The organism is Thiomicrospira aerophila AL3, from assembly GCF_000227665.2.
GTDB classification, from domain to species: domain Bacteria; phylum Pseudomonadota; class Gammaproteobacteria; order Thiomicrospirales; family Thiomicrospiraceae; genus Thiomicrospira; species Thiomicrospira aerophila.
In genome coordinates, this window is sequence record NZ_CP007030.1 from 1,941,536 (window position 1) to 1,967,018 (window position 25,483).

Sequence of the window (25,483 nt, forward strand, 5' to 3'; positions counted from 1 at the left end):
ACGTTTGAAAGCATCAAACAAGCGCAATTACTGGCAACTCAATGGTTATGGACATACAATAACGAATGGGCACATACTGCAATCGGACAAGTGCAATCAAAAGAATTTATCGAAGCAACTTAACCTTCTACTTTTGACTTCGGCTAAAATGTGGTGGTTACAGTCGACTATGCTAAGTTTAGACTTTTCTTACTCGAAATGTATAAAAATTAGCGGCTTTGCTATAAAGCACTAGGCCAATCGAATATTTTAATCGTTGAAATTTTATTTTTGTAACTAAATTTATATGGCGGGCTAAAGCACCAATGAACAATGATAAGATAGATAGTATTTTTTTTAAAATTCTAAAATATATCAGCATTATTCTAGCCGTGTTTCTAGGTGTGCTATTTGCCACTTTAGTATTGACAAAATTCAATATCGACCCTGTTTCTTGGCTATTAAACACAGTTAAAGGAGTGTTCTACAAACAGAACAGCCCCCTTACCATAGAAGAACAAGAAGCTTTAAGCCTGTTAATTAAAAATGGTCGAATTCTTCCATCTGATGGCATCATTACACAGGTAACCAGCTTTTACAGCACTATAATTACGTTTCTTCTTGGTTTAATAGCATTAATTTCTGGGATGGCATTTGTATATATAAAAGCCCAGTCCTATGAAAAAATGGAAATTATGACTGAGAAAAAAGTTGAAGAGTACTTTAAAACTGCCGAGTTAACGGATAAGTTAGATATTTTGGTAAAAAGTAAGACTGAAGATATAAGACAAAACCTGAAACTAGATTTAGATGACTTCTCAGATTGGAAAGATAATATCGAAAATAGACTCAATACAGTGGAGGAACGAAACAATGGAAAATCCATTTTCAGTAAATCGCCAACAATTTCGATACCCGATGGATACGATGAGGACGGAGAGAATAAATAATGGCTATTCTTCGAAGAAAATCAATTAGGAAAATTCATGAAGCACCTACAAAGTTTAATGTTGAGAACCTTCTAAAAACAGCACGAGAACATGGCATTGATACTAACCCTATCGACATAAAAAAATTGGCAAGTTCTTTAGGCGTGCAGATTAAAAGCATAGAAATGGAAAATGAGGTATCTGGTTACCTAAGAAAAGAAGATGGACACTGGATTATAGGCGTAAATGCGTTACATCATCCAAATCGAAAGCGCTTTACAATTGCTCATGAATTGGGTCATTATTGCCTTCACTCTAAAGTCATGGATTGCTTTGAGGATACCGTTTTATTCAGAAAAGGTGAAACAAACTTATATGAAACTCAAGCAAATAAATTCGCCGCTGAGTTATTAATGCCAAAAGATTTATTCTTAGACTATATAAGGAATAAGTCTTCAGAAATTGAAAGTATTGCTGAACATTTCGAAGTCTCTTCAATGGCAGTTCGGCTGAGAGCAAAGAATCTTGGGTTAGGAGGTCACGGAGTTGATTGAAAAATACCAATACATTCCAATCATTAAAACTACCGATGCAGAACTTCGAGGATATGAAGAACTCGATGGGTCGGTAAAAGATGGTGTTTTGCCTTTGTTTGAATTGACTAAATCTAGAAAATCTAAATATAACGTAGAAGCAACTGTGCACAAACGCATTGACTCACTTAAAGATATCGTTGGTGATCATAGACCGTTTATTTTAGATATTACATCTCATGAAGACCTCGCAAATGATGAAATTTACGAGTTCGGAGATGAAATAAACGGCTTTGATAATTGGTGTAGTTTTGTAGAAAGCTTTAGGGCTGATTTAAAATTAATCCCTGTAATACACATGCTTCCACCTGAAGAGCATTTAGATCATGAAATTAAGTCTCAAATTGAGAGATTAGCAGCAAATTTTGAATATTTAGCATTTAGATATACACCATTTGATTTTGTTGATGATGGTTATATGACCACTAAAGATCTAGTCAACGAATTCACCCATTACATAGAACTCATTAAAGGATCATTTGATATAGAAAAGCTCATTCTAGTAATTGATGGGCAATACATAGAAAAATCACTGTTTAATTCTAAAGTTTCAGTTATTAAAGAATTACTATCAATATTTGAAAGCAATCGTCAGCCATGTAGAACATCAATTACAACCTCATCATTTCCATCCTATGTAAAAGGACATGAGGATGATTGCTATGATGATTACGGAACGTTAACCATCCTTGAAAAAAGATTTTTTAGAACTATTTGCAATGAAGCGAAGATGAATTCCATCATTTATGGGGACTATGCAAGCATTCACCCTGTTAGAAAAATACAAGGTGGGGGCAACTGGGTTCCACGAATAGATTTTCCATTATCTGAATCTATCATCTATAAAAGGTTTAGAAGGGATGATGGCGGTTATGTAAGATGCGGTGAAAAAATGGCTGTTGAAACAAAGTTTCTATCTAACCCCAATCCCTGCTGGGGAGAAGAGCAAATTAAATTGGCATCTAAAGGTAAACCTCAAGGAAAAAGCCCTTCTTTTTGGATTTCTGTAAGATTAAATCTATTTATTTCAAGGTTATTCCTCGATGGCGAGCTCCCCATTTGCCATGTTAAGTAACTGGATGTCATCAATGAGGGTTACATGGCCTCTATCTTTCAAGAATTGATTGAAGTTTGAGCTGTACTTATTAATCACTGTTTTTTTCACCAGCTCAAGTGCTTCATTAATTGTTATATTTCGAACAAGAAGCTCCCTAGCGTCTTTAATGCCAAGACTCATTAAATTCTTACAATAAACTTTTTTTTCTCTTAAAACAGATTTAACCTCTTTAACGCCGATCATTTTTAGCAACGATAATTTACTAAGTTTTTTCTCAACTTTAGCCTGCCTATAAACCTGTATCTTTGAATCCTTGATTAAAAATACTCCAACATTTTCTGGGCAAATCCCAATAACACCATTCAAATGTTTTTGTGTCGTCACAATACTCACTGACTCAAAACATTCTAGATAGTTTGCGATCTGACCTGCAAGAGTCGAAAGACTGTCGAAATCACTCTTTATTTCAAACCCTTCTAATAATTCAGAAATACAAAGAATATCTGCTCGTCTATTCCCATCAGCGAATCTAAATTCAGGATTAATTACTTTTAAAGTATCACCATACTTCTCGATTAAATAATCAATTAAAGCCGCCTTTATAAAAGGTTCTTTCATTTTTAGAATTCACTCACTTATTGTTGCTATCCTATCTGCCTGTTTACTTCTCAAAAACTGCTAAACCTTCAGAATTATTTAAATACTTTATATACCTAAGACGCTTTAAATCAAATGGAATGTCATGAACATATTCCGGCCTAAATTGAACAGACAAACCAGATTGTGAAGCCGTATTTTGAATTGATGCAGAAATTCGATCTAAAGATGGAGCAAAAGAAATCATTACTGAAACCTCACGAACTAACTAATTAGATGTAAGATTTGCTGCCTAACATCACGCCCATCTTTATCTTGTTCAACGGCCATTATGAAAAGGCATTTTCCCCCACTCAGCTTAGCCCACAAGTCACCTACAGCCCGTTTCTCTGCCGAATCATCATTTGACACGTAAGCTTCGCCTTTATATTCGACAACAAGCATTCTGCCGTCTTCAAGCTCACAAATGAAGTCAGGATAGAATTTGCCGTGCGCCAATGGAAGCCAAAAAGAAGACTGGTCTCTACGCACTAGATTGCGTATCCAATGTTTTATTTCGGGTAAACTATCAATAACCTTTGCACATTCATATTCCTCGCCACTGGTCTTTAAGTCTTCAATCATCCCTTGAGGAAAGTAGTGCTTTTGGAATTTGTATTTTCCAGTATAGTAGGGCGGTCTGGAAGGGTAGCTGCTTGGATTAAACTCATAAATAAACTGGTCTGATACGCAGACGCTTGATTCATCACCAAATAACGTTTCTTGATATGCCGTCTTTTGTGCTTGTTTACGATAAATTCTGATTAAATCTCTAATCGCTCTTGCCAGAGGGAATTTGTTTCTAACCAACGCAGTTAAGGTCATGTTTGGCTGTTGTAGCAAACTTTTCACAATTCGTGATAAAAATGCAATCATCTGGCTCTGAACAATGTCTGGTTGCTTTAGTTCACGGTCTAGCCAGCCAATTAAATCCTGCTCTGTAACGTCAAGAAAGCCTTGGTTAAATGTAATCACGTTTTGTTGCTTGGATATGCCGTATGTCACCTCCGTTCCATCAATGTCGATAGAGAAGCTGTTACTGGTTTCATGTAAGCTAAAATTCTTTAGTTCAGCCGGATAATCCAACAAGTCCCAACCATGTGCATGAAGAAATACTTCGGACTCAACTAGGTCTAACTCACCCTGCTCTTGCATGCAAAGATATGGCAGTGATCCAAAGGGAATGCCTTTTTCTGACGGGGCTTTTTCAGCTTCTAATGCTTGATTGTGAATGCGAATATTTTGTTTAAATGCCTCCGTGCTTTTGCCGTTCTTGACATGCTTTGTCAACGCTTTCTCGATGCTCTCGGAAACTTCTCCGGTAATCCTAACAACGGTAGTATTGGTTTGCGAATCATGAGACATACTAATTCGCCCCTTTTCATCATCAGATAAAGAAGTTAAATCAGGCGTACTTTGGGTTTCAACAACAAGTGACTTCGATACCCTCACCGGTTTAATCTGTAGTTCTTCATCACCAGCGCCAAACATGTCCTGCTGGTCTGGATTATGGATACCTGGCGTTGCTTCTCTCAAGAAAGCGGCAACCTCCATTTCCTCAAAACCCATTGCAATCAGTTTGTCGGTCAAGTCCTGCGCGGCTTTACTGAACTTTGAAGTGGAGAGGTGTGCGTAAGCACGGTTAAGGTCTTCTATCAGTCTTCTTTTGGCATAAGGCATCCTTAAAACACGCCCTAGCAGTTGTTCGGCATCTTTGCTTGATGAAACTTGCTTAACAGAACAAAAAACGTAAGCAAACGGACAGTCCCAGCCTTCTTTCAACGCCTCAATTGTAATGATGTATTCAATTTTGCAATTTGGCGAAAACAAGTCTAGACCATCAAGCTCCCGTTGATTGCCGGTAGCTATAGCAATTTTCTCTTCATGGATGTTGAGCTGATCCATTAGGTGCGTCTTCAAAACATCAACCGTTACTTCGCCACTTTTGTTTTCTGCTTGAAATAGAGCAATAGGTCGAATGTAATCCGCATCCTTTTGAGCATCAATAGCAAGCTTGTTTCGGGTGATAACAGCATCTTGAATGGCGTCTTGCCAGTTTTGATGTTCCGTGAGCATTACCGGCAACTTAATCATTTCTTCGGCTTTCAGCTCAGAAGCGGATACATGAAATAAAACATTGCTTCCATTAGTCTTACTGGTGTTAGGTGTGGCGGTAAGCTCAATGATTGCAGAGGGGTGGACGCGCTGCAAGACTTCAAATGTTAACGTGGTTCTGGCGTTGTGAGCTTCATCCATAATCACAATCGGTCGGTGGATAGCAAGAAGATTGGCAAACGAGTATTTAATCTTCCCAATCGCTGAATTGCTTAAACCATTTTCTTGAACATCATCCGCCGATACCTTTTCAAGACGAGATATTAACGGGTGGTTTGCTGGTATTTTGGCAAAATGCGGCTCAAAGTTTTCATGATAGGCATAAATTTTTCGCCCGGAGGTATCTGTGACACGCAGGTTCGCCAGCGTGGAAACAATAACGATTGCCTTGTTCTCAAGGTCTTGTGGCCGAACCTGAGTGACTTCATCAATATCTAAAACTAACACCTGTCTTTTAAAGGCTTCATCTAGTTTTTGACGGTATGGGTGACTTGGTTTTTTTAGGGCTTCAACGGTTTGTTCTCGAATCGTGATACTTGGTACAAGCCACAAAGCAATCGGTGTTTCGGTATCAAGCAAGCTCTTTGATGCAACATCAATCGCATAGGAGCCAAGAACGGTTTTACCGCCCCCTGTGGGTATTCTTAAACAGACATAAGGTACTTGTTTAAAACCATAGTCTCGATACTCAAACTCAGGTAATTCTTGTTCTTCAAGTGCTAATCGGTATGCCTCTTCAACATCATTGTCGAGGCACTTGGTTAGGAATGATTGCAGAACATCAACGGCACGTTGTTGGTAGCCTTTTAATTGAAACATTTGAATAAATCCGAGTTAAAGTGTGACTCAATGATAGATTTATTTGTATTTTACAAAATCTATATCTATTTAACTAAAGCATCATAAAAAATAAATGGCTTTTATGACGATTTACTGGAAAAATGAAGCAAAACTAGCAGCTATAGAATGGGCTGCTAAAAAGTTGAGATATTCTATTGATAGACTCAATATGAATTCTAGAGGAATTACTGAATCATTAGATGACAAAATCATGGGAGACTTGGCAACCATCGCTGTCGCGGAATTTTTCAGGTCCAGTGGTTTTGCAGCAATTGCTTATGATCAAATTCGAACAGATAATTTTCAAACACCTGATCCCGGCTGGGATTTATTAATTTCAAAGCGAGGCATCGGCCTTGGACCTTGGGCAAGAAAGGTTCAATCTCTTAAAATATCGCCTGACGACATTCCTGAATATGCGGTGACTGTCTCCGTTAAATCCTCTAGATTACCAAGAGGATATAACCTAGAGAAAGCACTAAAACGATGTGATTTTAAGGTACTTAATGAGCATGATAATAACATAGCTAAAGACCTTAAAGCACAAATAGAGACACAGGTTTATTTTGACCTCAACAAGTCTCAGTTAAATGGCTTAAGAATAATTGATGAACACATAGATGAAGCCTGTAAAGATACAATCGAAGATAGGAGTAATTGCTCCATCATTTTCGATCAACTCCAGATCGAACACAGGTATATTCCTTGTATATTAACTCGCTGGAATTATTCAGGAAAAATACTGGATTACTCCAACAACCTTGCTAAGCAAAATAAAAAACGGACTTGGAATAGCCCTCATGACGGGGAAACCAAGTCCATGTGGCTGGCTCCTTTAAGAGAAGGAAAGTCATTTCATGAAATACACGAAATTTTTGAGCATCTCCCCTAAAACGCACTAACCGCTTAAAACAGGCCAACATCATAAGGTATTTGCTTAAAAATAATATTGGCTTGTTTTAAGCTATCGCCACCTAACCGACAAGATTCACCATAAATTACAATTTTTTCATGTTTAGAGACATTAGGAAGTTCGTTTAGAACCTTTCGAGTTAGTACGTTCCCACCACTTGGTCTTCTATCTCCAAGAACACCATTATAAAGAAGGTAGTACGCTGTTCCGCCATGACATCCTAAAAACGGAGACGGTTCAGTTATATGGATTGGCTTTTTAGTTTCCAAATACCAAATATGAGCAGCAAGAATCGGAAATTTTATTTCAGGGTTAATCGAGCCGTACTCATTGAATACCATCTCACCTAATTCATAAAACTTAAAACCTCCACCTCCAGACCAATTTAATGACTTAGAGATCCCACCCTGTTCCCCATTAACGACTTGCTTTAGTCTATTCTGACAATGAGTCTTTGCATGGTCTCCTATCTCGACACCGATATATCTGCGCTTCATCTTATGAGCAACAGCTGCGGTAGTACCAGAACCTAAAAAAGAATCTAGAACCAAATCATTTTCTTCAGATGCAAGGGTTAGTATTCTTTGAATAAGCTTTTCAGGTTTCGGAGTCGCAAAAGCATCGTCTGGATTAAACAATCTGGATTCTTTTTTTGCTTCCTGATTATGTCCAACCTCTTGATACGGCCATATAGTCATCGGAGTGGTGCCATCCTTTACCTCTGTCAAAAATTTTTTAACAGCAGGGACATTATTTCCACTTTGACCAAACCAAATCCTATTATCTTTAACCATTTCCTCATAACGCTCTTTAGAATACCCCCAACAACGGCTTGCTGAGGGCTTTACAACACGTCCTGATGGAACGGTAATAGGGTAATCGTTAGACTCTGAATATGTCTTTACAGACATATCTGCTGCTTTCCAAGGTCCTCTAGGATCGTTATCGGGGTTTTTATACCTAGAATTTGCCTCATCACTTCTTGGAAGTAGATTTGGCCTCCAAGCCTCTTTATTTTTAGCATAAACCAGAATGTGGTCGTGATTGTCGCTAAACCATTTGGCATCATTTTGCGGTGCATACTTTTTTTGCCACACAATATTGGCTACAAAATTATGACGCCCAAAAATTTCATCCATAACTACTTTTAAATAGTGAGATTCATCGTCATCAATAGAAATCCAAATAGAGCCATTCTCCGATAATAGTTCTGCGAGTAATTCCAACCTTGGGTACATTAAGGAAAGCCACTTACTATGCTCTAAATTATCATCGTAATGCTCAAATGCGCCTTTAGTGTTGTAAGGAGGATCAATAAAGATACATTTAACTTGTCCTGCATAGTATGGAATCAGTGCTTTAAGAGCCTCAAGGTTATCCCCTTGAATCAGCATATTATTGGAATCTACCTCACCATAAGAAAACTCCGACTTTTCTTGTAATAGACGATAGCGACAATTCTTAGCATCCAAAAGAGATTCATCTTTATTTAGCCACTGTAAAATAGGCATATTCCTTCCTTTTCTTAAAATAATTGGCCAAGTTAAACGACTCAGACTCTGTCATAGCAATGAGCAATCAAACTTTTCATATTCTTTAAAGTCTTAACCAAAGCCTTTTCGGACTCTTTACTCCCGTCCCATAAATCCATCAAAGCCTCTTTTAGCTCTTGGGATAGCTGAACCCTGTCATTTGAATAAATTTGAATATTTGCATATTCACATATTTTTTTTACATTAGGAGAAACTGTCTTAAAATTCCCAGATAAAATTTTAGAAATCTGCGACTGTGAAACGCCTGTAACCATAGATATATCTTTTTGAACATCTGTAATATTTGTGGCCCAAGCGATTAACTCCTTACGAATAACAGCTACACCTTTATCCATTTTTAGCAACTTATTTGAATATTTGAATATTTATTTGTATAATATCTAAAAATTTCAACGACATCAACATTTGAAAACGGTGGGTAAATATGAAAGTTCTACTCTCGATAAAGCCTCAGTTCGCAGAAAAAATCTTAACGGGCGAAAAGCAGTTTGAGTTCAGAAAGGCCATATTCAGAAATAATTGCGTTACTTCAGTAGTTATTTATGCATCCAGCCCTTTGCAAAAGGTCATAGGGGAGTTTGATATTTCTAAAATATATGAAATGGAGCCTGATGCTTTATGGAAAGAGACAGCCGATCACTCAGGGATAAGTAAAGAATATTTCGATAAATACTTTCAAGGTAAGATGAAAGGCTTTGCGATTAAAGTAGGAAAAATGACAAAGTACCCGACACCTCTCAACTTAGAGGACTTGGGCATTAGAACTCCGCCTCAATCTTTTTGCTATGTAAGAAAGCATTAAGGGCTTATAAAATCAATAATTAGCGGAATATTTTCTTGTTCAGAAGTTACTTTTAATAATGGAAGGTTTAAGCAACTAGCCACCGCTTTTGCCTGAGATATCTCCAAGTCTGGAACTCTTCTATCAACTTCAAATCAAACAGCTGTCCTCTGCGCCCTTCCAGCCTACTTCTTATAACTTCAGGAGATTGTGTCCACTTCCCCTAAAATTAGTTAATCGAGGTACCCTTTAATTAATCACTTCAACATATCAAAATACTTTTCAAGATTAGGGTACGCCATTGGTTCTTGATCAACTGACTCTATTGGCTGTAGTCCGAGTTGACTAAATACTTCTGACAACTTTCTACCTGCCTTAATCCAGTCAAGACTTCTTCCTAATTCAAGCTGACGAAGCTGCCAAATATTGCAATCTATCAATCGAGCCATTTCTTGATCAGAAGCATTTGTAAGTTTTTTTATGATCAAAATCACCGCACCAAGCCTGGCAGCCCGAGTGTTTTTTGTTCTCATTAAAGTCATATTAGACATAGATTTATCTCAATTAAGTTAGCGGCTTAAGTCATAAAGAAAATTTGAATTTAGAAGCTTTCTTAGAGCATGTTTTCAGCTCACAAATAGCACAACGCTAAAAAAGACACGCTAATTCACTTAACAACCATTACAGTATCATTAATGACATATTTACCAAAACATAGTAATACTAATTATCGCAAGAATCTAGTCGTGCCGGATCAACAGCGCCAGACCTTGCCGTACTCTTATTATTCGATGATCCTGAACAAATCCACTCAAGTCGCTCTCATCGATTTGCATTTGTTTTCTTTGGTTGAGGAGGCGGTGGTGGTGAGCTTGGTCTTCCCCTTAGCTCACCACTGTTAACCGGTTTTATATTTCCTTTTGTATAACCCTCTTGAAGACTCTTATCACTCATAACACTTCTCCATTATATTCAAAGCTACTTGTTAGGTTTTGGTGCTGGCGGCGGCGAAACAGGTCTAGTATTTTTTTCCGGCTGAGATGTTGAGCGCTCTACACCACCCTTAACATGCCCATAATTTTTTACAACATTCTTTTCACTCATGACCGGACTCCTTCGTCTTAGAAAAATTCTCTTTAGGAACGTACTCAATTAAAAACTCACCTACTTTTTTTGATAGATAGATTTTGGGCACAGAATAATATTCTTGCGAGTCTTCATACCCATAGACAATAACATCACACAATACCAACTCTTGAATCGATTGGTTTTCAGAAAAAGATAAGATTCTTCCCTCGTAAGTCAGGTTTCGAGACTGATCCCTTACATATACCCAGTCAGCATCTCGCGCGTTTAAAAAATAACTAAATAAGTTCTCATCTCCATACTTGAATGAAACGTGTAAAAAGCTTGCCAATTTATTAATTATCTTATGATTAATTATTGCGGCTACAACAAACCCAAGCGGAACAGAAAACACAGTTGCCCAAAAGACCTCTAACATTGAAAATTTTGACGTTGAGTCCAGAATAAAATTCCATACCAACAAATATTCATACTCATCTGGAATAATGAAAAATGCTTGAACAATCAAATCAATCATTTGCAATCCTGTATAAGACAGAAGGCCGAGTACAAAAGAGTATATGCCATACTTTAAAACACCCCATGGTTTTGCGTGAGTCGTAATTCTCTCTGAAATTACCGCTGATATTAGCCCCGGAAAAAATATCAAACCAATTAGAACAGCAAACTCAGTCATTATTTACTCATCCTAAATTTTCTTAACAACAACCATTTCAACAAAGTCCCCAAGAGTCGCTCCATTAACTAAACCCAGAGGACATCAAGTTCTTCAGCTTTTGTGCCAGGTTCTTGGGGTGCTTAAATACTTTAACTTGCCCCAAATGATCTTCCAAAGAGTTTTTCGCCTTGAGTAATAACCCTTGTTCGTCTTTAATGCACTTCATTAAGTTGTAAACTAAGTCACATTCAAGTAAGCCTTTTGGAGAGCTAAACATTAATCCACGATACTTATCACTTACTGTTCTAGGCTGAATTTCAACAAAGTAAAACTGTTTCCCGTCATATTTCACTTTTATAAGAGCTATCTTTCGATAGGTAATAGCATACTCAGGAGGGAATACATTTTTAATCTTCTTCCGTGTCATCTGATGCCAGAGTATTTTTCCTTCATCTTTATCGCCATCACGAGTAAATGAAATTCCAAAAAATGCACCGGGTTCCATTTCATAAATAGAATCATTGCAACCTAAGACAGCGTAACCTTTCATCTTCTCATCTGAAGCCTTAAGTATTTCCAGAGATTCAATGAATTCCTTTTCAATACCTGACGCTTTTTTGTCTGAAGCCTTTGCTGTCTTCAACTTGCCAATTTTGTCGTTGTCAGAAAACTCACTACCTGAAGAAAACTGTTCTGGTTCATTTGCATCTTTATCTCGAGGGGCTGGAATAGGCTCTTTTCGCTCCACTACAGTCTCGGTTACTATGTTTGAGTCATGCACAACAACACCTGATTCAATGTATTGGGTATTACTACCCACACCTGGTGGAATTGAATTTTGAACATAGATTTCGTCATGTTCTGTGATTTTGGAATTTGGCTTGCGGCCAACATTAGGCTTATTGGGTTTGCTGGTGATTTCTTCCTTTACCTGAACTAAAGGTATATCAGTCGGAGTTCTAAATTTATTTATTCTATGTACAAAGATTACCCCATTATTTTCTTCATAAGCGGCTTCAAAAGACAGTTTATTCGGGTGGTAAGGAATGGCATCAATAAAACGGCGACCCCGATTAATCTGGGAGCGAATTTTTGATAAGCGCTGACGTGTAACGTGATGATTCGCAATATAAGCTAGAAATACAGCATTAGATCGCTCAAAACCCTTTGGAAGAATATACTGCCCATTAATCATACCTTGCTGATCTTTCGGCACGAAGTTGTCTACAACACCATCCAGATCAAAGTTCAATAAAGCTCTACGAATATTTTTGTTTTCAGGAGTATAAAGAGAAGTGAATATTTCTAAAGATTGTACGTAAACAACTTTTCCTGTCGTTGTTAAAAGTTTAGCTACACGTGTTTTACCAATTTCCTGATCAGCCGGATAGATATTTATTAGCTGATAGAGATCGAAAAACTCAACTTGCTGGCTAGAAAGGTCAAATTCTAGCCATCCATTTTGTAGAACCTTATTGTCTTTAAGCTCATTTTGAATGCCAAAACTTCCCCTCCAAACGCTGCCTATACGCAACACATCAAGCTCTGAAATGGCCGCTGTAGAGTACTCAATCTGACCACAAGAAACTCTTCTGAAAGCAATAGTAACCAATGGATTTGAGCGGTCAGATGTGTTTTGTTTAACACTACAAAAAGCTCTTACAACTCTTTCGATGTTGTCACTGAATAACGTTTCTATATGGAAAGTTTTAGCCAATACTGCACCTCCTCGAATAAAAAGGGGCGCAAACCAAAATATTTAGTGATGAACCTTGATGAAGAAAGCCTAAGAATTTAACGAGAAAGCTGTAGCATAATCTTTTGTAATGTAGCAAAAACCGTTGGAAATACCACCCACCGCCAATGACCGCTGCAGCCGATGACGAATGATGCGGCGCTTGCCAAGGTCGATTCAAAAACTGGGCAGCGGTGATTCGCTGCCCAGCTAAGGAATGCAGTTGAGCGACTTCCAACGCCTCATCACGATTTAGCGGCGGCAACAAACTGACCAAACGTTGCGCCAGCATACTTTTACCCGCCCCTGGTGGGCCAACCATTAATAACGAATGATGACCACTCGCGGCGATTTCAAGAACGCGCTTCGCTTGCGCCTGACCTTGAACATCGCCTAGATCAAATGGATAGTCTTGCACCATAGGGGTTGTGGTTGGCAATGGATTGAGTTGCGCCTCACCAGTAAGGTAATCGCAGAGTTGGCGTAAATTATCGGCTAAACCGCAATGCGCATAATCTAATAAGCAGGCCTGGTCAGCCAAGTCCGCTGGCAATACCAGTTTATTACCTGCCTTGGCACCGGCGACCAGTGCCGGCAACAAACCTTGGCAGCTACGAACCTGTCCTTCCAGCCCCAACTCGCCATAAAACTCGTGCCCGTCAAGGCGTGCTGCGGCTAATTGCCCAGTGGCCACCAAAATACCCAATGCAATACCCAAATCAAAACGGCTACCCGACTTGGGTAAGTCAGCCGGGGCAAGATTGATGGTAATCCGCTTCGGCGGTAAGTCAAAGCCGCTGTTTAGAATGGCACTGCGCACGCGGTCTTTACTTTCTTTAACCGCGGCCTCTGGCAAGCCCACCAGGGTTAGACTGGGCAAACCATTGGCGGCATGGACTTCAATGGTGACCCGTTCAGCGGCAAGGCCCGTTTGGGTACGACAATAAACCCGCGCGACACTCAAACGGATTGTTCACCTGATGACGTGGTCGCCTCGGTGGCTTGCTCAAAAGCCGCCAACTTCGCTTCCAGCGTGTCTAATTTAGCGCGTGTTTTTGCTAGAACTTGTTGCTGAATTTCAAACTCCTCACGCGTGACGAGATCCATTTCGTGCAAGGCCTGCTGAATTTTAGCTTTCACTTGCGCTTTAAATTGTTCAGGCGCTTGACCGACCTCAGCCGGAATCGCGTCTAGTACTTGTTTGACAATGCCATCTAGGTGCTGTGGATTAAACATGGGATAACCTTTTGTTGGTGATGATATGAAGCAGTATAACGCAAAAAAATCACTAGAAGAGTAAAAATTAAGTATTTTTACTCATTAATCTATCGTGGACTGGGGCGCTATTTTAACGACCCGGGTATCCGCGCCAAAGCGACGCAGTTCGTTACGGTGCTGATTTAATTTTAACCGATCGGTGTAAGGTCCAATGACGATCCGATAAAACTTACCATTGGGCGTTTCAATCGGCGCAATTTGCATCACCCGCTCATCGGTCGAGAGTCGGCGTTGTTCGCGTTGGGCTTGTTCTAAATGACGAAATGAGCCGGCTTGAATCCACATAGGCTCGGGCAACTGGACCGGTAGTGGTTGCACATCGGTCACCGTTGTTAAGCGTGGCAAATCATCATAAAACCGAAAGCTGGGCTTAGGCGGTTCGATAACGGCGGCGGAGGCCTCTGCTTCGACTGGCACAGGCGGAGCCACCGGCACCGCAACGACTTGAGTGGGAGCGGATTCCGGCTGTGCTTGAGGCTGAACAATCGGTGTGCTGGCCGGCTCCACCATCAACCCGCGCTCTTGCTCAGTTAAGTCAGCTTGCGACCACTGGCTTTTAGGGCCATGCTGTTTGAAATGATTGGTGATATAAAATGACGCGGCTAATGCTAGGCTTAACCCAATCACTAACCAGACAAAGCCTTTCGAGCTTAAAGGGCGACCCGTGGCTTTCGACTCGTTTGTGGCCGCAGGTTGTTGCGATTTACGTTGGTAACCGGCCTTTTGCGCCGGGCCGTAGCGAAAGTCACGCGCCATGATGGTTCACTACATACGCTCTGGGGCGCTAACCCCAAGTAGGGTTAAGCCATTGACTAATACCTGTTTAATCGCGACCAATAACGACAAACGCGCATTACGCAGGGCATCATCGGCGACTAACAGCGGCTGCGCATTATAGTAGCTATGAAGTGCATGGGCGAGGTCTTTCAAATAATAGGCAATTTGATGGGGTTCGCGCGCTTCAGCGGCCCGGCCAATTAACTCCGGAAATTGCGCGAGTTTTGCGGCCACATCTTGCTCATGCTCAGTGGTTAATAAGGCAAGGTTTGCCAGGCCTGCTTGCGCATCAAACGCGCTAAACCCTTTTTCGCTCACCTGCTGCAGGACACTGCAAATGCGCGCATGAGCGTATTGAATGTAATACACCGGGTTTTCATTGGATTTGGATTTGGCTAAGTCCAAGTCAAAGTCCATGTGTTGCTCGGATTTACGCGACACATAAAAATAACGCGCGGCATCATTACCTACTTCGTCACGCAATTCGCGCAAGGTGACAAACTGACCACTGCGCGTGGACATTTGCGCACGCTCACCGCCGCGATACAAAATAGCAAACTGCACCAGCTGCACTTGTAACGCATCGGGGTTTGTGCCCATCGCATCCATCGCCGCTTTGACGCGCGGAATGTAACCATGATGGTCGGCACCCCAAATATCAATCAGGGTTTCAAATTCGCGCTCAAGTTTGTTGAAGTGGTAGGCAATATCTGACGCAAAATAGGTTTTAATGCCGTTTTCACGCACCACCACGCGATCTTTTTCATCGCCATAATCCGTTGAGCGGAACCAGAGCGCGCCGTTTTGCTCGTAAATTTTTCCGGCTTGCTGCAGTTTTTCAATCGCCGCATCAACCACGCCGGAATGCATCAATGAACGCTCGGAGAACCAGTTATCAAATTTAACCCCAAATTCGGCGAGATCTTCTTCAATATCGGCCAAAATATCGTGTAAAGCGAGGTTAAACACCTGCTCATAATCCTGCACGCCTAATAGCGCTTTGGCTTTGGCAATTAAATCGTCAATGTGACGCTCTTTGTCACCGGCTTGACCTTGTGCATCCGTTTGACCTTCATCGGCAAAAATACCGGCCATGACTTCAAAGCTAGGTTTACGCAGGGTATGACCAAACTTGGCTTCTAATTGACGCGCAATCGCGTAGATGTAGTCGCCCTTATAACCGTTGCTGGGGAAAGGGAAGGTTTCGCCACACAATTCCAGGTAACGTAACCAGACCGAGGTGGCTAAAATATCCATTTGACGACCGGCATCGTTCACATAGTATTCGCGGGTGACTTGATAACCGGCATAGGCCAGTAGGTTGGCTAAACTCGCGCCATAGGCTGCGCCTCGGCCGTGCCCTACGTGCAATGGCCCGGTGGGGTTGGCGGACACAAACTCCACCAACACTGACGCACCTTGTCCGGTGCTGGTTTGTCCAAACTGAGCGGCTTGTTGATGAATCTGCGCCACCACCGCCATCTTGGCTTGTTCATTAACATAAAAGTTAATAAAACCCGGCCCAGCAATGACAACCTGTGTCACCGAGTCATGCGCGGGCAAGGCAGCGACAATTTTTTCCGCTAAGGCACGCGGTGGCAGGCCTGCTTGTTTGGCTAACATCATGGCTAAGTTGGTCGCAAAATCACCATGGGCTTTGTCTTTAGTGGCATCAATTTGCACAGTAAAATTGAGTTCTTGCGGTAAAACCTGGTCTGCCTGCAGGGTGTTAATGGCAGTAATCAATAATTGGTTTAACGTGTTTTTCATGTCTATCTCATTCAGCTCATTCAGCCTAGACGGCATAGGTTGTTCGTAATTCGTAGGTTATTTTTTCGCGGTCACTTTTTTGCTGCGCGTCGTGCCGGTGGCTTTCTTAGCCGCTGGCTTTGCCGTGGTTTTTTTAGCAGCGGGCTTTTTAGGCGCTGCCGCTCGACCGCGTTTTTTGGGTGGCGGCGCCGCGGCTAAACGCGCGTTGCACTCGTCCAAGGTTAGGCTCATCAGGTCCTCGTCCTTGGCGATTTTTGCATTCACTTTCGTCACCGTGTCGGTTATATAGGGTCCCCAGCGACCTTTGAGGATTTTGACATCGGTGCCCGGAAAGCTGCGCACGATTTTATCCGCATCGGCCTGAATTTTGGCTTCAATCACCAAGACCGCTTCTTCGAGAGTAATGCTGAGCGGGTCATAGCCTTTAATCGGCGCAAATTGCTTGTCACCGTATTCCAAATAAGGACCAAATGGCCCTTGTTTAGCGATAATCAGCTGACCTTGCTCGACCCCAAATGGCGTACCATCAGCTGCGGTAGCATGATAAGCCTCGGGCATTTCGCCCAAAGTACGTGGGAGCTTGAATAGCTCCAAGGCTTCTTCGAGTTTAATCGTATCCATTTTTTGACCGGGCTTGAGGCTGGCAAAGGTCGGCTTTTCGTCGTTTTCGCCATCTCCAAGCTGCACAAACGGGCCAAAGCGGCCAATTTTGACCAACATTGGCTTCCCGGTTTTCGGGTCATTACCCAATAATCGGGCTTGCCCCGCTTCTTCACGTGAAAGGGTTTCAGCCAATTCAACATTAGGGTGAAACTTGGCATAAAAATCTTCCAGCATATCTTGCCAGGCCTGCTGACCCATGGCAATTTCATCAAACTTGGCTTCCACCTGCGCGGTAAATTGAAAATCTAACACTTGACCAAAATTTTTGACCAAAAAGTCATTCACGATGCCCGCAATATCCGTTGGAAAGAGTTTGTTTTTTTCGCTACCGGTGATTTCTTCTAGGGTTTCGGCTTTCACTTGTCCCGCTTGCCAACTTAACAAACGTACGGCACGCGGTGTGCCTTCACGATCTTCTTTAATCACATAACCACGTTGCTGAATGGTATCAATGGTTGGCGCATAAGTGGACGGACGCCCAATGCCCATTTCTTCGAGAGTACGCACCAAGCTGGCTTCGTTATAACGCGCCGGCGCGCGGCTAAAACTTTGTTTAGCTTGCAGCAGGCCTGGTTGCAGGGTTTGCCCTACAGTTAATGCCGGCAACAACACATCTTGGTCTTTTTGACCTTCTAGATTATAGACTTTCATAAAGCCTTCAAAGGTGACGATTTCACCCTTGGCCACCAGGACTTCATTGTTGGATGGCGCAATCGCAATATCGACCTGACTGCGGAGGAGTTCAGCTTCACTCATTTGCGAGGCCAATGCCCGCGCCCAAATCAATTGATATAAACGCTGTTCATTACGCTCGCCCCCCACATCCGTTACCGTAAAATCAGTCGGACGAATGGCTTCATGCGCCTCTTGAGCATCGGCTTGTTTGGTTTTATAGCGACGAGGGTGACTGTAATTAGCCCCAAAACGCTTGGTAATCACCTCTTTAGCTTGTCCAATCGCCACTTCAGATAGATTCACCGAGTCGGTACGCATATAAGTAATCTTGCCCGACTCATATAACCGCTGGGCAATGACCATGGTTTGCTTGACAGAAAAACCCAGTTTTTGCGAGGCTTCTTGCTGCAAAGTCGAAGTGGTAAACGGTGGCTTTGGCGAGCGTTTGGCCGGTTTTTGATCTAACTGGGCTACACTAAAGGTCGCGCCCGTTAAGCTAGTTAGATAGGCTTGGGCACTGGCTTCGTCATCAAATGCAGCTAGGCGCTTAACCGGCAAGGTTTCATCCGGTTGGCCTTGCGCGTTGAGGGTATAAAGCTCACCGGACACTTTAAAACTAGATGTCGGTGTAAAGCCATCGATTTCGCGCTCACGCTCAACAATCAGCCGCACCGCAACAGATTGCACCCGCCCAGCCGATAGACCGGTACGAATCTTCTTCCATAAAATAGGCGATAACTCAAAGCCAACAACGCGATCGAGAATGCGTCGAGCTTGCTGCGCATTGACCAGATTAAGATCAACCTGACGCGGATTAGCGACCGCTTGGGTAATGGCAGGCTTGGTAATTTCATGAAAAACAATGCGCTTGGTTGCCATGACATCCAAGTTCAGCGCTTCAGCAAGGTGCCAGGCAATCGCCTCCCCTTCGCGGTCCTCGTCCGTTGCCAACCACACCGCATCCGCTTCCTTGGCAAGCTTACGTAACTCGGTCACGGTTTTTTTCTTATCCGGCGAGACTTCATAACTTGGCACAAAGCGATTGGCAATATCAATGCCCATGCCTTTTTTGGATAGGTCGCGAATATGCCCATAGCTGGAACGCACCACAAAGTCCTTACCTAAATACTGCTCTATGGTTTTGGCCTTGGCCGGCGATTCCACAATGACTAAGTTCTTCATTCACTTTAACCTAAAAAAATTGTTTTGCATTTAAATGCAGGCATTCTACCGAAAACTCTGGCATTACCCAATAAAATCAGCTTTAAAATCAATACTAAATCAACGCCGACATTGTAATGGCCCGCAATCAGTAAAGGATAGCGGGGGGAGTTGATCTAAATCAGGCAGACCTAAATTGGCTGCGGTATTGATTAAAAACGGCGCATCCGGTTGACGTTGCCAACCGCATTGTAATGCCTGTTGCGCCAAGCTAGGACACCCTTGCGCTGACAGCCATACCGCCCAGTTATTCCATAATTGTGCCGAGCTTTGATGCTGTTGCCAAAGTTGCGCTAATAACGCATCGCCTGCTGACCAGGCCTGCTGCTCATAATAATCATTAAGTAACGCGAGGCCAAAGGGCAAAAACGCCGGCCAACGCTGATAGCCTGAGGCATAAGCGGCGTGCGCGGCATCAAGCTGGCCGACAGACTCTAAATCAAACGCACGCTGAAACCATGGGCGCGCTTGCGCAAAAGGGGGGGGCGCTGCCGGATCAGCTAAGACCATGCCCCAATAGCCGCCGCGTGCCCAGGTACGTTCAAACACACCCGCGGCGGTCAGGCGTCGAGGTTCCTGTTCAGAACGCAATATCCAGTGTCTGCTGGCTCGATCAAAACCCACCACCACCGCATAATGCCATCTAGGCGCCCAATCTAAACCGAGATTTTGTAAGACCAACACGGGATAACCTGCAAGAACCGCCTGTTCTAGGGCGGCCAAATCTCCCTCAATTTGGTAAGGCAACCAACCGGCTTGGCGCGCCACCGCGCTCAGCTCAATTTGTAACGTCCCTTCCTTAGCCGGAATAACCAAGCGATTAATAAGCTGCTCTGGCGTCACCGCCTCACCTTGATAAGTCATCATACTGGCGAGCGCAGCCGGACCACAATAGTAATCTTGATTAGGGAAAAAAGGCACATCCACTAATTCAAACTGAATGGGCGCATCGGTGGTTTGCAACCAGGCCTGGCTTTGTTTGGGAGTGGCACAACCCGATAAGGTTGTGAGTCCAAACAGGCCGATTAAAAACAAAACACCCAGCCAAAGCCGGGTGTTAAGTTGCCCTGTAACGGCGAATCTTGTCATTATCTAACCGGTTGAATGAACGGGAAAATATCCGTTGCACCAAGCACATCAGTAATTACAAATACCACAAAAACAAACAAAGCGATACCAATCACACCGGCACCCGCTGGAAGGTCTTGTAATTGACTGTGCAACTGCGCAATTTCAGCATCGGTCATCGCGGCAATACGCTGTTCAACGTCTTTAACCGATACACCCATCGCCACTAACTGTTGCTGCACATCGGCACGGGTAATTTGCTGCATCACTTGATCACGCAATTCAAGCTGTGCTTCAACGGCTGCTAATTCGGCATTTGAAATCATGCTCGCTTGCGCACCCATACTTGCCACACCCAGTACCATCGCGGCTAATGCGCCACCTAACCATTTCTTAATCATGCTATTGCTCCTTTAAATGAGTAAAACGAAAATAGCTATTTAAACAACGCTTTAAGTTTAGCCGCAATCGCTTACTTTGCTCAAGCGAAATATGCAGACTCTTTGCAAAACAGAATTTAGCAGCGCTGCCATCGCCCGGCTGACAGAGCCTGGCACAAGCCAGCTATCTCAAGCATCATCATACTACTTTGTACCTCTGCCGCGCTCAAATGACTCAAACTCATCAGTTGATCTAGCGACACCGCCTCATATTCCATCAGCTGATATAGACTGCGTTCTGCAGCGGTTAAACTATCTAGGGCTAATGAATGCGTAGCAGGCCTGCTCGGACTATTAGGACAGGCAGGTTGTTTCGCGTCTTCATGTGATGGGGTTAAGGCTAGCGCTTGGTGTTTTTGCAGCAAAGGTACTAATTCTTCTAAGATGTCATCAACCTGTTCAACCAGTTTTGCCCCTTGACGAATCATCGCATGCGGACCACGGGCAAGGCTATTTTGGATGGATCCCGGAATGGCAAATACTTCCCGTCCCTGCTCTAAAGCTTGGCGGGCTGTAATCAGCGAACCACTTTGCAAGGCCGCTTCAACCACAAGACAACCTAGTGCCATGCCGCTGATAATTCGATTACGCTGTGGAAAATGATGGCGCAAAGGTGGCGTGCCAAGCGGGTATTCACTGATGAGTGCACCTTGTTCACTGATTTGGGCGGCTAAACGCTGATGCGCTTTTGGATAGACCTGATCCAACCCCGTGCCAACCACCGCAATAGTGCCAGCCAGTCCTGCTAAACCGCCCAGGTGTGCTGCCGCATCAATACCTCGCGCCAGCCCGCTGACAATCTGCAACCCGGCATTGGCCAGAGCACAGGCAAAATCCTCAGTCATTTTGAGACCTTGCCGTGTCGCATGACGACTGCCCACTATCGCAAATTGCGGACGTTGTAAACAGCCGATATCCCCTTGCACAAATAACGCAATCGGCGGATCTACTATGGTTTTTAACAGCGGCGGATAGGCCGCATCACCTAATAACACCAGGTGATGCTGCGGTTGTAACAGCCAATTATCCAAAGCCTCAATGGCCTGAGCGCTAACCTCAAAACATCGCTTAGCCGCTTCATAACGCCAGCCTGCTTGATGTGACCAGGCCTGCTGATCAGCCTGTGCTATCGCGCTCCAGCTCGGAAAGGCGTGCACTAGCGCGGTGAGGTTTTTAAAGCTCGCTTGTCCTAGCACCAAACGCTTGATTAAAGTGGGTGAAAGGTCTGGCGTGGCTTCGAGGCTGAAACTTGTGTGTAGGTCGGTAAGTGAACTGGTCATAATTTCGCTATAATAAGAAGATGTACAATTTAAAATATAAGTATAACTACTAATATGCAAAAACTCGAGCTTGTTTTATATCCTGATGCAGGATTGCGTGAAAAATGTCGCCCCGTTGCGGACATGTCCGACCGGATTGATCAACTTATTGATGATATGTTTTATACCATGTACGAGGCACCAGGCATTGGTTTAGCTGCCCCGCAAATTGCCGTACAAGAACGGATCATTGTGGTGGATGTCAGTGAAGATAATTCAAAACCCTTGGCACTGATTAACCCTGAAATTATCGGCACCGACGGCGAAATTAGCTGGGAGGAAGGCTGTTTATCCCTGCCCGGCATTTATGGTGAGGTCAAACGGCCGCGCCATATTAAAGTGCGTGCGCTCAACCGAGATGGCCAACCGATTGAAATGATTGCCGATGATTTGCTGGCGGTCTGCATTCAGCATGAAATAGATCATTTAAACGGTGTGCTGTTTACCGACCATTTGTCGGCACTGAAACGCACACGCTTGCTGCATAAGTTTAAGAAAATGCAAGCCGCTGAACGAGGAGCAAATTAATGGGCTATCGGATTGTGTTTGCCGGCACCCCGGAGTTTTCGGTGGCGCCTTTACGCGCGTTATTAGCCTCCGAGCATGAGGTAGTCGCGGTTTATACTCAGCCGGATCGCCCCGCCGGACGTGGGCGCAAATTAACGCCTAGCCCGGTTAAACAGCTTGCGCTTGAACATCAATTACCGGTAGAGCAACCCGAATCACTGAAAACGACTGCAGCGCAAGCGACCTTTGCTGCCTATCAAACCGATTTAATGATCGTGGTAGCCTATGGTTTACTGCTCCCTCCTGCGGTACTGGCCACGCCGAAACTTGGTTGTTTAAATATCCATGCTTCGCTATTACCACGCTGGCGGGGTGCCGCACCGATTCAGCGCGCCATCGCTGCAGGCGATGCGGTCTCGGGGATTACGATTATGCAAATGGATGCAGGACTGGACACTGGCGCGATGCTTTATAAAGCTGAACTACCCATTCATCCCGAGGATACCGCTCAAAGCCTGCACGATAAGTTAGCCCCGCTGGGCGCGCAAGCCTTAATGACCGCCCTTGCGCTATTACCCGGTTTGACGCCGAAAGTACAGGACGAGCAGCAGGCCTGCTATGCCGCTAAACTCACCAAAGCTGAAGCCCAAATTGATTGGCAAGCCGACGCGATAAATATCGTGCGCCTAATCCATGCCTATAATCCCTGGCCGATGGCGTTTGCATTATTGGAGGAACAACCCCTGCGCCTATTAAACGCGCAGGCCGTTACAGCAACGGTGACGACTGGCGCGACAGCTCAGTCACACCAAGCGGGTGAAATCGTGGCATTAGATAAAACAGGGCTTTATATCGCTTGTGGCCAAGGGCAGGTGCGCTTAACTCAGGTGCAGCCGGCTGGCAAGAAACCGATGAGCGCCTATGACTTTGCTCAAGCGCGCAATCTCATCGGTCAGGTACTGCGCTGATGTCACGACAACTCGCGCTTAAAGCCCTATTGCAAGTTACTCAACATGGCCAATCACTGAGTCACGTGATGCCAGAAGTTTTAGCTAAGATTGCAGACCGACGCGACCGTGCTTTTTGCCAAAACCTGGTTTTTGGGTGTTTGCGCTGGTATGACCGACTGGTGGCGATCCGTGCACAGCTACTCGACAAACCGATGCGGGCTAAGGATGAAGATGTTAATAGTTTGATTTTGCTAGCGCTTTATCAAATCCTATATTTAGACACACCCAGTCATGCGGCGGTGGCCGAAACCTTGAAAGTGGCCCAAAAGCTGAAAAAGCCATGGGCAAAAGGCTTGTTAAACGGCCTATTACGCCGATTTATTCGTGAACAAGACGCGCTGTTGGCCAATTTGCCCGCCACCGCGACGATTGCTCACGCTCATCCGCAGTGGTTGGTGGATGAATTAGCTCAAGCCTATCCTAATGACTATCTTGAGCTGCTCGCCGCCAACAATAACAATCCGCTGATTACCCTACGGGTCAATCGTCATCTATGCCAGTTTGACGCGTTTCATCAACAACTAACTGATGCCGGCATTCTCGCTGAACCTCATCCAGCCAGTGCCGATGCACTCGTGCTCCAGCAGCACACCGATATTACCAGCTTACCTGGCTATACGGAGGGTTGGTTTAGTGTGCAGGATATCGCGGCACAACAGGCCGCGCCATTACTCGCACCGATTCCAGGTGAACGCTTACTCGATGCCTGTGCCGCCCCCGGCGGTAAAACGACGCACTTACTAGAGTTTGCCCGAAACCAACTCGCGCTGACCGCTTTAGACAAAGACACAAGCCGGTTAGACCGCGTCGCCGAAAATTTAGCGCGTTTACAGCTTCATGCCAGCTTAAAAGCCGCTGATGCAGCGAAGCTAGCCGATTGGTGGGATGGCCAGCTGTTTGACAAAATTTTATTAGACGCGCCCTGTTCGGCCACTGGTATTATTCGACGTCACCCCGACATAAAAGTGCACCGTCGCCCTGAGGATATTGCCGCACTGCTGCCCATTCAAGCAGGCCTGCTCAACCAACTCTGGACGACACTTAAACCCGGTGGTCGCCTGTTGTATGCGACCTGCTCGGTTTTACCGCAAGAAAATAGTGAACAAATTAGTGCGTTTTTGGGCGCCCATGCAGATGCGCAGCTTATCCCCATTAGCTTGCCTGCTGGCCTAACATCCGCCTCGGCGCTAGGGTGGCAGATTTTGCCTGGTCAAGCGGGCATGGATGGTTTTTACTATGCGCTGCTTGAAAAGCGTTAGAGTCTACTTCTATCTCTGCTTGTTATTGGGCTGGTCGCTTAATGCGAGCGCCCAAGCTGACTCCAAGGCTATTAGTGGCCATATTGATGTCATTCATTTGAATGAATCGCAACAAAACGGACAGCTATTGCTGGACGCTCAAGGCGATATTGCGCTATCAGCAGGCCTGCTAGAAGCTCTTGCAAAGGGGATTACACTTTATTTTAGAACCGATATTGAAGTGCGTCAGTTAAAATCAGGCTTAATGCGATGGCATCAACCTATCGTTACGCGCATTGATTACCTGACCGAACTCAGTTATTCTCGGTTTTATCAACGCTACACCCTGGTTAATCAGCGCAATGGCAATGTGCAACATTTTCAAGATTTGCAGCAGGCACTTAATACGCTGACGCGCTTACAAAGCGTTGCACTAGTGGCGATGAATCAGCTTCACCCAGGCTTAAACTATCAAATTCGGCTTAGGTTTTCAGTTGACTACTGGCAGTTGAATGCCCCCTTGTTAACCCATGCGCTGTTTCATCGTGAATGGCGTTTAACGAGTGATTGGCACTATACGCCGATTCAATTAGGACGATTATAAGTGGCGGGACGGGGTCGACAATTTTTTAATAGCTATGG

At 43.9% G+C, this 25,483-nt stretch carries 25 protein-coding genes; 9 read left to right on the plus strand and 16 right to left on the minus strand.

From position 1 onward, the window contains the following. Positions 1–305 precede the first annotated feature (305 nt). Genes THIAE_RS09430 through THIAE_RS09440 form a run of 3 tightly spaced genes read left to right on the plus strand, consistent with a single transcriptional unit; the run spans position 306 to position 2,576 of the window. A complete protein-coding gene (locus tag THIAE_RS09430; protein ID WP_006460231.1) occupies positions 306–929 on the plus strand; it encodes a hypothetical protein in 624 nt (207 codons plus the stop codon). After that, positions 929–1,462, plus strand: coding sequence for an ImmA/IrrE family metallo-endopeptidase (locus THIAE_RS09435; protein ID WP_006460230.1), 534 nt, complete (start codon positions 929–931; stop codon positions 1,460–1,462). The genes THIAE_RS09430 and THIAE_RS09435 overlap by 1 nt, the downstream gene beginning before the upstream one ends. Then, positions 1,455–2,576, plus strand: a complete 1,122-nt coding sequence (locus tag THIAE_RS09440; protein ID WP_006460229.1) for a beta family protein — start codon at positions 1,455–1,457, stop codon at positions 2,574–2,576. The genes THIAE_RS09435 and THIAE_RS09440 overlap by 8 nt, the downstream gene beginning before the upstream one ends. Here the strand turns inward: THIAE_RS09440 and THIAE_RS09445 are convergent. Then, positions 2,535–3,176 (minus strand): sce7726 family protein, encoded by a 642-nt coding sequence (locus THIAE_RS09445; RefSeq protein ID WP_006460228.1) that lies wholly within the window; start codon positions 3,174–3,176, stop codon positions 2,535–2,537. The two genes, THIAE_RS09440 and THIAE_RS09445, sit on opposite strands and share 42 nt — an antisense overlap. Positions 3,177–3,419: 243 nt before the next feature. Then, complete coding sequence (locus THIAE_RS09450; RefSeq protein WP_006460226.1) at positions 3,420–6,128, minus strand: DEAD/DEAH box helicase; 2,709 nt, start codon at positions 6,126–6,128, stop codon at positions 3,420–3,422. A gap of 94 nt (positions 6,129–6,222) precedes the next feature. On the opposite strand from THIAE_RS09450, the gene THIAE_RS09455 reads away from it, so the two are divergent. Next, positions 6,223–7,041 carry a hypothetical protein gene (locus tag THIAE_RS09455; protein WP_006460225.1) on the plus strand — a complete coding sequence of 273 codons (819 nt, stop codon included), beginning with the start codon at positions 6,223–6,225 and terminating at the stop codon, positions 7,039–7,041. Positions 7,042–7,055: 14 nt separating this feature from the next. Here the strand turns inward: THIAE_RS09455 and THIAE_RS09460 are convergent, their stop codons facing one another. Together THIAE_RS09460 and THIAE_RS09465 are read right to left on the minus strand one after the other, a co-directional pair. After that, complete coding sequence (locus THIAE_RS09460; RefSeq protein ID WP_006460224.1) at positions 7,056–8,573, minus strand: site-specific DNA-methyltransferase; 1,518 nt, start codon at positions 8,571–8,573, stop codon at positions 7,056–7,058. Between the two features lie 41 nt (positions 8,574–8,614). After that, the gene (locus THIAE_RS09465; RefSeq protein ID WP_006460223.1) at positions 8,615–8,950 is read right to left on the minus strand and encodes a helix-turn-helix domain-containing protein; all 336 of its coding nucleotides are present in this window, start codon (positions 8,948–8,950) and stop codon (positions 8,615–8,617) included. Between the two features lie 89 nt (positions 8,951–9,039). Here THIAE_RS09465 and THIAE_RS09470 point away from each other — a divergent pair, with 89 nt between their 5' ends. Then, positions 9,040–9,417: a hypothetical protein gene (locus THIAE_RS09470; RefSeq protein ID WP_006460222.1), complete on the plus strand. Its 378-nt coding sequence runs from the start codon at positions 9,040–9,042 to the stop codon at positions 9,415–9,417. Positions 9,418–9,653: 236 nt separating this feature from the next. Here the strand turns inward: THIAE_RS09470 and THIAE_RS09475 are convergent, their stop codons facing one another. The 12 genes from THIAE_RS09475 to dprA form a co-directional block, all read right to left on the minus strand. Beyond that, positions 9,654–9,947, minus strand: a complete 294-nt coding sequence (locus THIAE_RS09475; RefSeq protein ID WP_006460221.1) for a hypothetical protein — start codon at positions 9,945–9,947, stop codon at positions 9,654–9,656. Positions 9,948–10,374: 427 nt separating this feature from the next. After that, on the minus strand, positions 10,375–10,500 hold the full coding sequence (locus tag THIAE_RS10980) for a hypothetical protein (RefSeq protein WP_006460220.1): 126 nt from the start codon (positions 10,498–10,500) through the stop codon (positions 10,375–10,377). Next, positions 10,493–11,158, minus strand: coding sequence for a hypothetical protein (locus THIAE_RS09480; protein ID WP_006460219.1), 666 nt, complete (start codon positions 11,156–11,158; stop codon positions 10,493–10,495). The genes THIAE_RS10980 and THIAE_RS09480 overlap by 8 nt, the downstream gene beginning before the upstream one ends. Positions 11,159–11,222: 64 nt before the next feature. Beyond that, the gene (locus THIAE_RS09485) at positions 11,223–12,857 is read right to left on the minus strand and encodes a hypothetical protein (protein ID WP_006460218.1); all 1,635 of its coding nucleotides are present in this window, start codon (positions 12,855–12,857) and stop codon (positions 11,223–11,225) included. After that, positions 12,850–13,839, minus strand: coding sequence for a YifB family Mg chelatase-like AAA ATPase (locus THIAE_RS09490; protein WP_006460217.1), 990 nt, complete (start codon positions 13,837–13,839; stop codon positions 12,850–12,852). Before THIAE_RS09490 ends, THIAE_RS09485 begins: the two co-directional genes overlap by 8 nt. Next, positions 13,836–14,111: an accessory factor UbiK family protein gene (locus THIAE_RS09495; RefSeq protein ID WP_006460216.1), complete on the minus strand. Its 276-nt coding sequence runs from the start codon at positions 14,109–14,111 to the stop codon at positions 13,836–13,838. The genes THIAE_RS09490 and THIAE_RS09495 overlap by 4 nt, the downstream gene beginning before the upstream one ends. An 84-nt stretch (positions 14,112–14,195) precedes the next feature. Continuing rightward, positions 14,196–14,909, minus strand: a complete 714-nt coding sequence (locus THIAE_RS09500; protein ID WP_006460215.1) for an SPOR domain-containing protein — start codon at positions 14,907–14,909, stop codon at positions 14,196–14,198. A 9-nt stretch (positions 14,910–14,918) separates the two neighbouring features. Then, positions 14,919–16,700, minus strand: coding sequence for an arginine--tRNA ligase (argS, locus tag THIAE_RS09505; RefSeq protein ID WP_006460214.1), 1,782 nt, complete (start codon positions 16,698–16,700; stop codon positions 14,919–14,921). Positions 16,701–16,757: 57 nt separating this feature from the next. After that, entirely contained in the window at positions 16,758–19,220 is a 2,463-nt protein-coding gene (gene topA, locus THIAE_RS09510) for a type I DNA topoisomerase (RefSeq protein ID WP_006460213.1), read from the minus strand. A 99-nt stretch (positions 19,221–19,319) separates the two neighbouring features. Further along, positions 19,320–20,348, minus strand: coding sequence for a PA2778 family cysteine peptidase (locus tag THIAE_RS09515; protein WP_006460212.1), 1,029 nt, complete (start codon positions 20,346–20,348; stop codon positions 19,320–19,322). Next, positions 20,348–20,728 carry a DUF6627 family protein gene (locus THIAE_RS09520; protein WP_006460211.1) on the minus strand — a complete coding sequence of 127 codons (381 nt, stop codon included), beginning with the start codon at positions 20,726–20,728 and terminating at the stop codon, positions 20,348–20,350. The genes THIAE_RS09515 and THIAE_RS09520 overlap by 1 nt, the downstream gene beginning before the upstream one ends. A 116-nt stretch (positions 20,729–20,844) precedes the next feature. Further along, positions 20,845–22,047: a DNA-processing protein DprA gene (gene dprA / locus THIAE_RS09525; RefSeq protein ID WP_006460210.1), complete on the minus strand. Its 1,203-nt coding sequence runs from the start codon at positions 22,045–22,047 to the stop codon at positions 20,845–20,847. 54 nt (positions 22,048–22,101) lie between these two features. Between dprA and def the strand changes: the two genes are divergently transcribed. The 4 genes from def to THIAE_RS09545 are packed head-to-tail and all read left to right on the plus strand — an operon-like array spanning position 22,102 to position 25,445. Then, positions 22,102–22,614 carry a peptide deformylase gene (gene def / locus THIAE_RS09530; RefSeq protein ID WP_006460209.1) on the plus strand — a complete coding sequence of 171 codons (513 nt, stop codon included), beginning with the start codon at positions 22,102–22,104 and terminating at the stop codon, positions 22,612–22,614. After that, positions 22,614–23,561 (plus strand): methionyl-tRNA formyltransferase, encoded by a 948-nt coding sequence (gene fmt, locus THIAE_RS09535; RefSeq protein WP_006460208.1) that lies wholly within the window; start codon positions 22,614–22,616, stop codon positions 23,559–23,561. Before def ends, fmt begins: the two co-directional genes overlap by 1 nt. Beyond that, complete coding sequence (gene rsmB / locus THIAE_RS09540) at positions 23,561–24,862, plus strand: 16S rRNA (cytosine(967)-C(5))-methyltransferase RsmB (RefSeq protein ID WP_006460207.1); 1,302 nt, start codon at positions 23,561–23,563, stop codon at positions 24,860–24,862. The genes fmt and rsmB overlap by 1 nt, the downstream gene beginning before the upstream one ends. After that, positions 24,840–25,445, plus strand: coding sequence for a DUF4390 domain-containing protein (locus THIAE_RS09545; RefSeq protein WP_006460206.1), 606 nt, complete (start codon positions 24,840–24,842; stop codon positions 25,443–25,445). Before rsmB ends, THIAE_RS09545 begins: the two co-directional genes overlap by 23 nt. Positions 25,446–25,483 lie beyond the last annotated feature (38 nt).

Excerpts from the sequence above, each read along its gene's own strand:
- THIAE_RS09470 (WP_006460222.1), top strand. The coding sequence starts at position 9,040 with ATGAAAGTTCTACTCTCGATAAAGCCTCAGTTCGCAGAAAAAATCTTA.
- THIAE_RS09465 (WP_006460223.1), bottom strand. The coding sequence starts at position 8,950 with ATGGATAAAGGTGTAGCTGTTATTCGTAAGGAGTTAATCGCTTGGGCC.
- THIAE_RS09545 (WP_006460206.1), top strand. The coding sequence starts at position 24,840 with ATGCGCTGCTTGAAAAGCGTTAGAGTCTACTTCTATCTCTGCTTGTTA.
- THIAE_RS09460 (WP_006460224.1), bottom strand. The coding sequence starts at position 8,573 with ATGCCTATTTTACAGTGGCTAAATAAAGATGAATCTCTTTTGGATGCT.
- THIAE_RS09445 (WP_006460228.1), bottom strand. The coding sequence starts at position 3,176 with ATGAAAGAACCTTTTATAAAGGCGGCTTTAATTGATTATTTAATCGAG.
- THIAE_RS09480 (WP_006460219.1), bottom strand. The coding sequence starts at position 11,158 with ATGACTGAGTTTGCTGTTCTAATTGGTTTGATATTTTTTCCGGGGCTA.
- THIAE_RS10980 (WP_006460220.1), bottom strand. The coding sequence starts at position 10,500 with ATGAGTGAAAAGAATGTTGTAAAAAATTATGGGCATGTTAAGGGTGGT.
- def (WP_006460209.1), top strand. The coding sequence starts at position 22,102 with ATGCAAAAACTCGAGCTTGTTTTATATCCTGATGCAGGATTGCGTGAA.
- THIAE_RS09475 (WP_006460221.1), bottom strand. The coding sequence starts at position 9,947 with ATGTCTAATATGACTTTAATGAGAACAAAAAACACTCGGGCTGCCAGG.
- THIAE_RS09455 (WP_006460225.1), top strand. The coding sequence starts at position 6,223 with ATGGCTTTTATGACGATTTACTGGAAAAATGAAGCAAAACTAGCAGCT.
- THIAE_RS09435 (WP_006460230.1), top strand. The coding sequence starts at position 929 with ATGGCTATTCTTCGAAGAAAATCAATTAGGAAAATTCATGAAGCACCT.
- topA (WP_006460213.1), bottom strand. The coding sequence starts at position 19,220 with ATGAAGAACTTAGTCATTGTGGAATCGCCGGCCAAGGCCAAAACCATA.
- THIAE_RS09495 (WP_006460216.1), bottom strand. The coding sequence starts at position 14,111 with ATGTTTAATCCACAGCACCTAGATGGCATTGTCAAACAAGTACTAGAC.
- THIAE_RS09500 (WP_006460215.1), bottom strand. The coding sequence starts at position 14,909 with ATGGCGCGTGACTTTCGCTACGGCCCGGCGCAAAAGGCCGGTTACCAA.
- THIAE_RS09450 (WP_006460226.1), bottom strand. The coding sequence starts at position 6,128 with ATGTTTCAATTAAAAGGCTACCAACAACGTGCCGTTGATGTTCTGCAA.
- argS (WP_006460214.1), bottom strand. The coding sequence starts at position 16,700 with ATGAAAAACACGTTAAACCAATTATTGATTACTGCCATTAACACCCTG.
- THIAE_RS09520 (WP_006460211.1), bottom strand. The coding sequence starts at position 20,728 with ATGATTAAGAAATGGTTAGGTGGCGCATTAGCCGCGATGGTACTGGGT.
- rsmB (WP_006460207.1), top strand. The coding sequence starts at position 23,561 with ATGTCACGACAACTCGCGCTTAAAGCCCTATTGCAAGTTACTCAACAT.
- THIAE_RS09430 (WP_006460231.1), top strand. The coding sequence starts at position 306 with ATGAACAATGATAAGATAGATAGTATTTTTTTTAAAATTCTAAAATAT.
- THIAE_RS09515 (WP_006460212.1), bottom strand. The coding sequence starts at position 20,348 with ATGACAAGATTCGCCGTTACAGGGCAACTTAACACCCGGCTTTGGCTG.
- fmt (WP_006460208.1), top strand. The coding sequence starts at position 22,614 with ATGGGCTATCGGATTGTGTTTGCCGGCACCCCGGAGTTTTCGGTGGCG.
- dprA (WP_006460210.1), bottom strand. The coding sequence starts at position 22,047 with ATGACCAGTTCACTTACCGACCTACACACAAGTTTCAGCCTCGAAGCC.